General features: G+C 40.9%; 10 protein-coding genes and 1 riboswitch. All 10 genes read left to right on the top strand.

Annotated features, from left to right (window positions below; all coding sequences use genetic code 11):
• Positions 1-68: 68 nt before the first annotated feature.
• A riboswitch (cobalamin riboswitch) is annotated at positions 69-290 on the bottom strand.
• A gap of 430 nt (positions 291-720) precedes the next feature.
• Entirely contained in the window at positions 721-1,857 is a 1,137-nt protein-coding gene (locus KQP79_RS15500) for an OmpA family protein (protein ID WP_008774604.1), read from the top strand.
• 201 nt (positions 1,858-2,058) lie between these two features.
• Complete coding sequence (locus KQP79_RS15495; RefSeq protein WP_004304045.1) at positions 2,059-3,132, top strand: STM4015 family protein; 1,074 nt, start codon at positions 2,059-2,061, stop codon at positions 3,130-3,132.
• Between the two features lie 3 nt (positions 3,133-3,135).
• Complete coding sequence (locus tag KQP79_RS15490; protein WP_004309702.1) at positions 3,136-4,146, top strand: STM4014 family protein; 1,011 nt, start codon at positions 3,136-3,138, stop codon at positions 4,144-4,146.
• Positions 4,133-4,987, top strand: a complete 855-nt coding sequence (locus tag KQP79_RS15485) for an STM4013/SEN3800 family hydrolase (RefSeq protein ID WP_004304043.1) — start codon at positions 4,133-4,135, stop codon at positions 4,985-4,987. Before KQP79_RS15490 ends, KQP79_RS15485 begins: the two co-directional genes overlap by 14 nt.
• Positions 4,984-6,261, top strand: a complete 1,278-nt coding sequence (locus tag KQP79_RS15480; RefSeq protein ID WP_022199476.1) for an STM4012 family radical SAM protein — start codon at positions 4,984-4,986, stop codon at positions 6,259-6,261. The genes KQP79_RS15485 and KQP79_RS15480 overlap by 4 nt, the downstream gene beginning before the upstream one ends.
• 11 nt (positions 6,262-6,272) lie before the next feature.
• Positions 6,273-7,838, top strand: a complete 1,566-nt coding sequence (locus KQP79_RS15475) for an STM4011 family radical SAM protein (protein WP_061448637.1) — start codon at positions 6,273-6,275, stop codon at positions 7,836-7,838.
• A 236-nt stretch (positions 7,839-8,074) separates the two neighbouring features.
• A complete protein-coding gene (locus tag KQP79_RS15470) occupies positions 8,075-9,439 on the top strand; it encodes an MATE family efflux transporter (protein WP_004304040.1) in 1,365 nt (454 codons plus the stop codon).
• A 40-nt stretch (positions 9,440-9,479) separates the two neighbouring features.
• Positions 9,480-10,028: a Crp/Fnr family transcriptional regulator gene (locus KQP79_RS15465; protein ID WP_004297054.1), complete on the top strand. Its 549-nt coding sequence runs from the start codon at positions 9,480-9,482 to the stop codon at positions 10,026-10,028.
• A 123-nt stretch (positions 10,029-10,151) separates the two neighbouring features.
• Positions 10,152-11,030: a helix-turn-helix domain-containing protein gene (locus tag KQP79_RS15460; RefSeq protein WP_008648609.1), complete on the top strand. Its 879-nt coding sequence runs from the start codon at positions 10,152-10,154 to the stop codon at positions 11,028-11,030.
• Between the two features lie 92 nt (positions 11,031-11,122).
• Positions 11,123-11,545 (top strand): pyridoxamine 5'-phosphate oxidase family protein, encoded by a 423-nt coding sequence (locus KQP79_RS15455; protein ID WP_004309698.1) that lies wholly within the window; start codon positions 11,123-11,125, stop codon positions 11,543-11,545.
• Positions 11,546-11,616 lie beyond the last annotated feature (71 nt).

Here is an 11,616-nt window from a genome sequence, read left to right as displayed (position 1 = left end):
ATTTCTGGAGACTTGTAATAAAATGGACCTGTACGATTCGTTCTATTGCCTTTCACCCGAAAGCCTGGAATAACGGAAATTTTATCGGCAGGTCTTCTGACTTGTTTTTGTTGTGGCGCCTTCCCGATCCGTTTCATGAATCAGTGGCAAATGAATGCCATAACATTTCTCTTTTTTATGAGAGAGATAAAACTTACAGCTACGGGGATAGTTCCGGATTTTCACTGGATTCCCTTTTAATTCCGTCTGGTGATAATGCCATTCCGGAAACCGATGTTGGCGGCAAAGTTAGAAATTAAATCAAGATTCCAATTGAAAAGGAAGAAAAATATTCGCTCTTTATCAGAACGATATATGGCATTAACAACCTGATAACTTTCCGTTTATGTTCTATTCTTCGTATTTTAGTAGAGTCCGGTTTATGTATTTCCTGCCTGATGGATGAATGAAAGTGTAGAATAATGAAACAAGATGCATAATGGTTAGCGATGTTGGGATCCCTTTCTCTTCAGGGAATGAGGCGTTTGCATTGATGTTTCCATATTTTAGATTTTTCGAAAGCATAATAGATGTTAATAGGGCTCATGGCTTGCGAACTAATTTTTGATATGATATGTTGTTTAAAGTGAATAACGAATTAAAAAATGAACTAGAAAGTTAGACATGAACAAACAATACATTTCTAATGATTTAGCAGATAAAACATTACATTTAAAACTTATGAATATGAGAAAATCTATTATTTTATTAGCTTTTATATTGGGTGGCTTTACAGTAGCAAATGCCCAATCAGTTGTAGAAGGTACCAAACTTACAGATAATTGGTCTGTCGGAGTAAATGCCGGTGGAGTTACTCCCCTTACTCACAGTGCTTTCTTTAAAGGTATGCGTCCCACTTTTGGAGTGGGAGTCTCAAAGCAATTAACTCCTATCTTCGGTTTGGGATTCCAAGGAATGGGATATATCAATACCACATCCAGTAAAACGGCTTTCGATGCTTCGGATGTCAGCGTATTGGGTAAAGTCAATTTGATGAATCTATTTGCAAGTTACACGGGCGAACCTCGTTTGTTTGAAGTGGAAGCTGTGGCCGGAATGGGTTGGTTACATTATTATGTGAATGGCGATGGCGATCAGAACTCCTGGTCTACGCGTTTGGGATTGAATTTCAATTTCAACTTGGGTGAAAGTAAAGCATGGACATTAGGAATCAAACCTGCCATTGTGTATGATATGCAAGGTACTTACCCTGAAACAAAGAGCCGTTTCAATGCTAATAACGCAGGTTTTGAGTTGACAGCCGGATTGACATATCACTTTAAGACAAGTAACGGAACACATCATTTTGCCAAAGTGAGAGTATATAATCAAGCCGAAATTGACGGACTGAACTCTTCAATCAATGCACTTCGTGCAGATGTAAACAACAAAGATGGTGAGATCAGCAATGCAAACCAACGTATCAACGGATTGCAGGAAGAACTTGAAGCATGCCGCACAAAAGTGGTTCCGGTGGAGACTGTAGTGAAAACCGCCCGTGTACCCGAATCTATCATTACTTTCAGACAAGGTAAATCGTCAGTTGACGCTTCACAACTTCCTAATGTGGAACGTGTAGCTTCTTACCTGAAGAAATATGCTGATTCTAAAGTGGTTATTAAGGGATACGCTTCTCCGGAAGGTAGTGTTGAAGTGAATGCCAGAATTGCCGCAGCACGTGCAGAAGCTGTAAAAACGATCTTGGTCAACAAGTATAAAATCAGTGCATCTCGTATCACTGCTGAAGGTCAGGGTGTAGGCGATATGTTTACTGAACCGGATTGGAACCGTGTAAGTATATGTACTATTGAAGATTAAACTGATATATTACAGAAATAGAATAACAAAGGCTGCCCCAAAAGGCAGCCTTTGTTGCATATCTTGGGTTGTATTTTTGAATACTCTGAAAGTTTAGTAAACAGATTTCTTTGTACATTACATAAAATGGTTATTTTTGCAGGTATTGTTCATGCGCGTTCTGTGTTGAGTGTGCAAATATCAACCATTAAAAACTGTATTATGAAGAGAGTATTCGTTTTTCAAGATTTTAAATCGCAGAAATTCTGGAGCATAGAGGTAGTCGGAACAGATATTACTGTAAATTATGGTAAGTTGGGGACCGACGGACAAACACAAGTGAAAAACTACGCAACGACTGAAGAAGCTGAAAAAGCAGCCAGCAAACTGATTGCGGAAAAGACCAAAAAAGGGTATGTAGAAACTGCTGAAGAAACTGCACGTGAAATGAAAGTGGAAGCCAAGAAATATACTTTGAGTTATGATGAGTATGAAAACAATGTGAATCTTCTGGATAAGATATTGAAAGATAAACATCTCTCTGAATATAAACAAATAACAATCGGTTGTTGGGATTATGAGGGTGGCGACTGTTCTGCCTTATTACAGGGAATGATTGAAAATAAGGAGAAGTTCGCACAAATAGAAGGCTTGTTCTGGGGAGATATTGAGCAGGAAGAACAGGAGATTTCATGGATTGAACAAGCTGATATTAGTCCGCTGCTCGATGCCATGCCTAAATTGAAAGATCTGAAAATCAAAGGAACCAATAATCTGCGTTTGGGAAAGACTTCACGGCCGGAGTTGCGGTCACTCGAAATTATCAGTGGTGGCCTGCCTACCGAAGTGGTAGAAGATATTCTTGGTTCTGATTTCCCCAATCTGGAAAAACTGATTCTATATGTTGGTGTGGAAGATTATGGATTTGAAGCTGATATTGAGATATTCCGTCCGTTGTTCTCCAAAGAACGTTTCCCGAAGCTGACTTATCTGGGGATCGTCAACTCTGAAGAACAGGACAAGATTGTAGAAATGTTCCTGGAGTCGGATATTCTTCCCCAACTTGAAACAATGGATGTTTCGGCTGGTACTCTCAAAGATGAAGGTGCCCAATTATTGCTGGATAATATGGATAAGATCGCTCATTTGAAGTTTATCAATATGCGCTATAATTATTTGAGCAAGGAGATGAAGAAACAGTTGCAGAGTCTCCCTATGAAAATAGATATTGCTGAAACTGAAGAGGCAGATGAATATGATGGTGAATTGTGGTATTACCCGATGATTACAGAATAGGAGATGCAGATAATCGTTGTCAGCAACTCTCTGTCCAAACGTATAGAATACTTTATTGAAGCAGGCAAACACTTGCAGGTGGAAGTTCGTTTTATGACTTACGGGGAACTTTTTAACTGCTTGCCGCAACTACGGCAGGCAGTTATCAAACTGGAACCTTGTGTAAGCGATGAAACGAATTTCCTGAAATATGCGCTGTTGAATCAGGCATATAAGGAGACACTGCAACGTTTAGGCGAGATGAGGCTATCTGATGACGTGTGCTTTTTGAATACTCCCCATGCTTTATTACGTGCTCTTGATAAAAAGGAAACTAAACAAGTGTTGATGGACAGAGGGTTGAAAGTGACTCCGATGTTACCTTCTCCCCGTTCTTTTGATGAGTTGAGAGAGCTTCTTGCCGATTGCGGTAGAGGATGCTTTTTGAAACCCCGTTACGGTTCGGGGGCGGGAGGTATTATGGCTGTTCGCTATCAACCCAACCGGAATAAATGGGTAGTCTATACTACCTTGCAACAAGTGGATGGAGTCATTCATAACACTAAACGTATCAACCGTTTGAGTACGGAAAAAGAGATGATCCCGTTGGCGGAAGCTGTGATGCAAACAGAAGCTATTTTAGAAGAATGGATTCCTAAAGAGCAGTTGCAGGGAGAGAATTATGATCTTCGTGTAGTGTGCCGGGAATCTGAAATTGATTATATCGTTGTGAGATGCAGTAAAGGAAGCATAACCAATCTGCATCTGAACAATAAGGCACATTGGTGGAACGAATTGTCTTTGCCGGAAGTAGTGCGGCAACAAATCTATTTTCAGTGTCAGGAAGCGGTTCAATCTTTGGATTTGCAATATGCCGGAGTGGATGTACTGATAGAGAGAGGAACAGATATTCCTTATATAATAGAAGTCAACGGACAGGGAGATCATGTGTATCAGGATATGTTTGCTCATAATTCTATTTATATTCAACAGATAAAAAACATAAAAAAGAGATATAACCATGCAAATAGATGAACTGCCGGCTGGCGAACAGACCCAAAATCCGGATCTGGATATGAATCAGGTGGTGGGTACTCATGATATATTGATGCTTTGCTTTGATACCTTGCGTTATGATGTCAGCAAGGAGGAAGAAGAGGCAGGAAGAACACCGGTACTGAACAGTCACGGAGGAGAATGGGAAAAAAGACATGCGCCGGGAAATTTTACTTACCCGTCTCATTTTGCCATCTTTGCAGGATTTCTGCCTTCTCCGGCGGAACCTCATTCGCTACGCAGCCGTAAGTGGTTGTTTTTCCCTGTGCAAGCTGGTACGGGACGTATTCCGCCTGCGGGAAGTTATCCGTTTACGGAAGCAACTTTTGTGCAAAGCCTTGCCAATGTAGGCTATGAAACGATTTGTATAGGAGGGGTGAACTTCTTCAGCAAGCGTAATGAACTGGGGCGTGTGTTTCCCGGTTACTTTACTAAAAGTTATTGGCTGCCGACCTTTGGATGCACGGCACCCGATAGTACTGAAAAACAAATTGATTTTGCATTGAAGAAACTCGAAAACTATCCGGAGGACAAACGGATTTTTATGTATATCAATTTTTCTGCTATTCATTATCCGAACTGTCATTATGTGGAAGGCAAAATGAAGGATGATAAGGAATCACACGCTGCCGCGCTGCAATATGTCGACAGTCAGCTACCCCGTTTATTTCAGGCCTTTCAGAAGCGGGGAAATACGCTGGTGATTGCTCTTTCCGATCATGGCACTTGCTATGGAGAGGATGGATATGAATATCATTGCATATCTCACGAAACGGTTTATACAGTCCCTTACAAACACTTTATTTTAACGAAAAAATGAATCAACCGCTACCACGATATGTAGACTATATGTATAGTTATCCACATAAAACTGCTTATCGTTCTTTTCCGTCCCCGGTTTCGCTGGTTCCTTACCTGAAACAGGTGGAAGGACAGAAAGCATCGCTTTATTTCCATATTCCTTTTTGTAGTCATAAATGTGGATATTGCAACCTGTTTTCTCTGCAAACAAATCGTGCGGATTATATCGCAACTTATTTGGAAACTCTTCACAAGCAGGCGCAACAGTTGTCTCCACTCACTACCGGACTGGCATTTGATAGTTTCGCCATTGGAGGAGGCACACCGTTGCTCCTCACTGTTCCTCAACTGGAATACCTATTGGATACGGCTGCCTTATTCGGAGTGCATCCTTCACATACCTTTACTTCCGTAGAAACATCGCCGGAATATGCCGATCCTACCCGTTTGGACTTGTTGAAGCAAGCAGGAGTAGCTCGTGTGAGTATTGGCGTACAGAGTTTCCTTGACGAAGAATTAACAGCTTTGAAAAGACGTCCCCGGCGAGACATGATTAATCAGGCGCTGGAGGCTATTCGGAAGAGACAATTCCCGTTTTTTAATATTGATTTGATTTACGGAATCAGAGGACAAACTGTGGCCAGCTTTCTTTATTCATTGGAACAGGCTCTTCTGTTTCAGCCTAACGAACTCTTTATCTATCCGCTATATGTACGACCGGGAACGGCTATCACGGAGCGGGAATCCGACGATGTCTGTTTTCAGATGTATTGTGCCGCTTGTGATTTGTTGAAAGACAGAGGTTTTCTACAAACGTCGATGCGACGTTTTATTCATCATCCGTCTACTGATGCGGAAATCTCATGTGGGGATGAAGTGATGCTGTCGTGTGGCTCCGGCGGACGCAGTTACCTGGGTAATTTGCATTATGCCACCCGGTATACTGTTTGCCAGCGTTGTATTGCCGGAGAGATAGATGATTATATGGGCACTACTGATTTTACAGTGGCTCGTAATGGATTTATTCTTTCTCAGGAAGAACGGCGACAACGTTTCATCATTAAAAATCTGATGTATTATATGGGGCTTGATAAGGCCGAATATAAGCGTCGCTTTGGAGAATCACCGGATAATGTGATGTTGTTTCGACAGTTAGCTGAACGGCAATGGATAGAAAATACGGATAACGGTCGTATTTGTCTGACTTCCGACGGAATGGCATACTCCGATTATATTGGTCAGTTGTTCATTACTCCTGAAATAAGAGAACTGATGGAAACTTATTCTTATTGAACGAAATAGAAATGGAAAACGAAAGCTCTTTACTTTCCTTCAGGCATATATATTATCGCGGCAAATTGAATAGCTGCAACTATACCTGTTCTTATTGTCCTTTCGGCAAGAAGTCGCATCTGGCAGATACGACACAGGATGAACAGGCATGGAATCGTTTTATAGCAGCTATTGAACAATGGAAAGGGGAGCCGTTGCAGTTATTTATTATTCCTTACGGTGAAGTATTGATCCATCGTTATTATCGGAAAGGAATGGTGCATTTGGCGGCATTGCCACAGGTGACCGGAATTTCCTGTCAGACTAACCTTTCTTTTCCGGCTAAACACTGGCTTGATGAGATTCGTGTGGCTCCCACTGTGATAAGTAAGATAAGGCTTTGGGCTAGTTTTCATCCTGAGATGACTTCGGTAGAGAAATTTGCGCATCAGATTCATATACTCCATCATGCGGGAATACAGGTATGTGTCGGAGCGGTAGGAAATCCCTCTGCAAAGGTCGTACTCAATGATTTACGGAATGCTCTTTTGCCGGATATTTATTTATTCATTAATGCTATGCAAGGGTTAAGGGCACCATTAAGTCAGGAAGATATTCAGTTTTTCAGTCAACTGGATAATCTTTTTGAGTATGACTTGAAGAATGCTCCGGTACAATGGGAAGTTTGCGCAGGAGGAAGGGATAATTGTTTTATCGATTGGAAAGGGGATATGTATGCTTGTCCCCGAAGCCGGGTGAAGATAGGTAATTTTTATCAAGGTGATGGAGCTGTTGTGCCGTTATCTTGCAAGAGGAAGGTTTGTGACTGTTATATTGCATTTAGTAACCTGAACAATCACCCTTTACATCGAATAATGGGAGAAGGGGCATTCTGGCGAATACCGGACAAGCCACTTATTACGACTGTTTTCTTCGATGTGGATGGAACACTGACTGATTCACAGGGAAAAGTTCCAGAAAGTTATGCTAACGCTTTGCGATATATGGCACAGTCCGTTTCCTTATATCTTGCCACTTCTCTGTCGATGGAGCAGGCGAAGAAAAAGCTGGGAAAGGCTCTTTTTGATTTATTCAGGGGAGGAGTGTTTGCAGATGGAGGTTTATTATCTTATTCGCGGCAGATTAAGTGTTTGCCGGTGAAAGTATATCCGGAGGTATATGGAGAATCGTCAAAAGTTACTATTCATAGTTATGAAGGAGTGGTTTACAAGTATAGTATATTGGTACGTGATAAAGAACAGAGAGAATCTATTCTTACCCGGTTGAAAGAAAATCCCTGCCAGGTCTTTCATAAAGCTCCGCTGATAACAGTCATTCATCCTGAAGCGAGTAAAAAAGAGGGGATGCTTCAGTTATGTAAGGCTTTGGGTTTAGCTTCTGAACACACTTTAGTTGTAGGAAATTCGTTAAAGGACTGGCCGATGATGTCCGTGGTTTCTCATTCTTGTGCCGTAATGAATGCGGAACCCTTATTAAAAGAATGCGCACGTTATACGCTGAATCCGGATCGGTTGGCAGCTTTCTTTCGTTTTTCTAACGGAGATCCTATAGACCAAACCTCGTCTGATAATAGTTGATATATAGCTAGTTACATCTTCATAAGAAAATAAAAACCGGTTAAAATTTGGTAATTATGAAAACAAAGCCCATATTTGCAGCCCTGAAATAGGGACAGGCATAAAAATCCTCATCGGAGGGTGCTATAATAATAATTATAGTGCTGGATAAGATGAATGGTGCAAATCATTCGCTTGTCCGGCACTTTTTTTTGTTGTAACAAAATAAGATAAAGAGGAAAAGTATCGAAGAAACTATGAAAGAGTTAGATTTGACACAAGGAAGCGTACCGAAGGTATTGTTGCAGTTTGCAGTACCTTTTCTGATTGCCAATGTGCTCCAGGCACTTTATGGCGGAGCTGACCTTTTCGTTGTCGGACAATATGATGATTCGGCAAGTGTGGCAGCCGTAGCTATTGGTAGTCAGGTGATGCAGACAATTACAGGTATTATTCTGGGTATTACTACCGGGACAACAGTGCTGATTGCTATTGCTACCGGAGCTAAAGACAATCGAAAAGTAGCTTTTACTATCGGGTCTTCCGTATGGTTGTTTTCAATAACCGGCGTAGTGCTAACTTTGGTCATGGTGCTTTTTCATAGTCGGATAGCAGAACTGATGCATACTCCTGTCGAAGCGATGGTAGATACGAAAAACTATATTTTGGTATGCTCTCTGGGTATTCTGTTTATAGTAGGATATAATGTTGTATGTGGTATTTTGCGTGGATTGGGTGATTCTAAAACACCACTTTATTTTGTTGGGCTGGCATGTGTGATAAATATAGTGCTCGATTTTATATTGGTCGGTTATTTCCATTGGGGGGCTACGGGAGCGGCTATCGCTACTGTAACTGCACAAGGAGTCAGCTTTGGAATAGCGCTCTGGTTCTTATACCGGCACGGATTCCATTTTGACTTTTCACGGAAAGATATTCGATTGAACCGGAATCTGTCTAAAAAGATCTTGGTGTTGGGAGCACCTATTGCTTTGCAGGATGCTTTAATCAATGTTTCTTTTCTGATTATCACTGTCATTGTCAATCAGATGGGAGTCATTGCATCTGCTTCCCTGGGTGTTGTTGAGAAAATCATCGTGTTTGCTATGCTGCCTCCGATGGCTATATCATCGGCTGTGGCAACCATGACTGCACAGAACTATGGAGCGGGACTTATCAAGAGAATGAATAAATGTCTGGCTTCGGGGATTGGGATTGCTCTTGTTTTCGGTGTGTCGGTTTGCGTGTATTCGCAATTCCTGCCGGAGACTCTTACTGCTTTCTTTACGAAAGATGCTGCTGTGGTGGCAATGGCGGCAGATTATTTGCGAGGGTATAGCATCGACTGCATCGTGGTTAGTTTCGTGTTCTGCATTAATTCTTATTTCAGCGGACAAGGAAACTCGTTATTCCCGATGATTCACAGTCTGATAGCCACTTTCCTGTTCCGTATACCGTTGTCATACTGGTTCAGCCAGATAGATAGCTCGTCGCTGTTTATCATGGGATTTGCTCCACCCATTTCAACGGTCGTTTCATTATTGATCTGTATCTGGTATTTACGATATACCCAAAGGAAATTATATTTGAGAGGCACAATGATGCCTGCTATGTCGAATTAGGTGTTTTTAAGTGACATATATTAACTAAAATCTATTTTGTATGGAAGCTTATTTGAAGAAACTCTGTTTTGAGTATCAGGTGGATGAAAGAGAAGTGAAAGAGCTGTTGGCTCGAATGGAAATGGTGTATCTGGATAAAGGAGAAACGATTGCTTCTGCCACATTGCCAGAACAGAGCTTGTACATTATTGTTTCCGGTATTTTGCATACATATACCACTCATGAAGGAGAAGAGAGAACCAATCGGTTTTTCTCTGCGGGTGATGCTGTGTTATGCTATAATTCAAGTCAGTATTCTATCAAGACACTGACGAAATGTGCTGCTTATTACATCAGTGAAGAGGAGATTGAAGAGTTGTGTGCATCTTCAATTTCATTTGCGAATCTGGTCCGTCAACTGATGGAGTATCAGTTTTACTTTAAAGAGGAAGAGGATATGAATGCCCGCAAGCTGACAGTAAGGGAAAGGTACCTCTCTTTATTGGCGGAAATTCCGGATATTCTGTACAGGGTGCCATTGAAGCACATTAATCATTACTTGGGGGCAGATGTGACCAGTTTGGGATATCTGGCCGGAAGTTCTAAATAGGAAATATAACCTAGACATATTTTTCTATGTATTCCTTATCAGATGGTTCATGGCTTATTCAATCGAATCGAATTTGAAAAGTCTTTGGATTATTTGGTAAGGAATACTATTTTTGTATTCTGAATGAAAAACTCAATACCTCGATATACTTTTTATAAGCATAAGTATGGGAGTGAACTTTTGGTCGATGTAGTAGAACTGAAGTATGTGAAGAAGTTCCTGGCTAAAAGTGCTGTCCACACTCTAAATTATTATGATATTACTTTTATAACAGAAGGTAAGGGAGCTTTTTCAGTCGATAACCAAACCTATGAAGCAATTCCTCGTGACGTTCTTTTCTCTAAACCGGGGGAAATCCGGAACTGGGATACTCATCATATCACCAATGGGTATGCTCTGATTTTCGAAGAAGAATTTTTGTCTTTCCTCTTTAAAGATTCTTTGTTTGTACAGCATCTTTCGTTTTTTCAGATAGAAAGTTCTTCATCGCTACTACATTTGTCTGATGAGCTTTATACACGCATACTTGAAACCTTGCATGATATAAAGATGGAGATTGATTCGTATCAACAGGGCGATGTACACGTTTTGAGAGCATTGCTTTATGAAGTCCTGATGTTGCTGGACCGTGCTTACCTTAAAATGACTTCGATAGAGGAGGGCAGAAGTAGGGAAGTTTCCAATAATCATGTAAGTAAATTCATGAATTTGGTTGCTACACATGCAAAAGAGCAACATTCGGTTCAATATTATGCGGATAAGCTCTGCATTACTCCTAATTATCTGAATGAGATGATAACCTCGACCATGGGAATCAGCGCAAAACAATATATTCAGAGCAAGGTGATGGAAGAGGCTAAGAGGCTGCTTGTTTATACGGACTTTCCTATAGCTGATATTGCATTTGAACTCTGTTTTTCAACGGTTTCTTATTTTATCCGTAGCTTCCGGCAGCATACGGGAGAAACTCCGTTATTGTATCGTAAAGTACACAAACCGTAAAAAGTGCTATTTCTACCTTTCTTTTTATTGCATTGCTTTCCTGGCATTTCTCTACTTTCGCATCAGATAATAAACCAATAATAAAAAGTAAAATGATGAGAGACGCGGAAAAAACAGTAGGCAACATGATTGATAAGCTGAAAACAGCTTTTATCGGTTCGATAGACGGTGAAGGATTTCCTACCATCAAAGCAATGCTGCAACCCAGAAAAAGAAAGGGGATAAAAACTATTTATCTGACAACAAATACTTCGTCCATGCGTGTGGCGCAATACCGTGAGAACAACCATGCGTGTATCTACTTCTGTGATACGAGATTCTTTAGAGGTGTCATGCTACGCGGTACGATGGATGTCTTGACGGATAGTGCCAGTAAAGAGATGATCTGGCAGGAGGGAGATACCATGTATTATCCGGAGGGAGTGACGGATCCCGATTACTGTGTATTGAAGTTTACTGCTATTTCAGGACGTTTCTATAGTAATTTTAAATCGGAAGATTTTGTGGTCGAATAAGGTGCAAGATGGGGTGATTGGAATGGTAATAACGGAGTGTGTCAAAACGCAGATTAACGCAAATTATCGCA

This window comes from Bacteroides sp. DH3716P (genome assembly GCF_025914115.1).
Classification (GTDB): domain Bacteria; phylum Bacteroidota; class Bacteroidia; order Bacteroidales; family Bacteroidaceae; genus Bacteroides; species Bacteroides ovatus.
The sequence above is the reverse complement of the archived record's forward strand: the minus strand, read 5'-3'. Positions and strand labels throughout refer to the sequence as shown.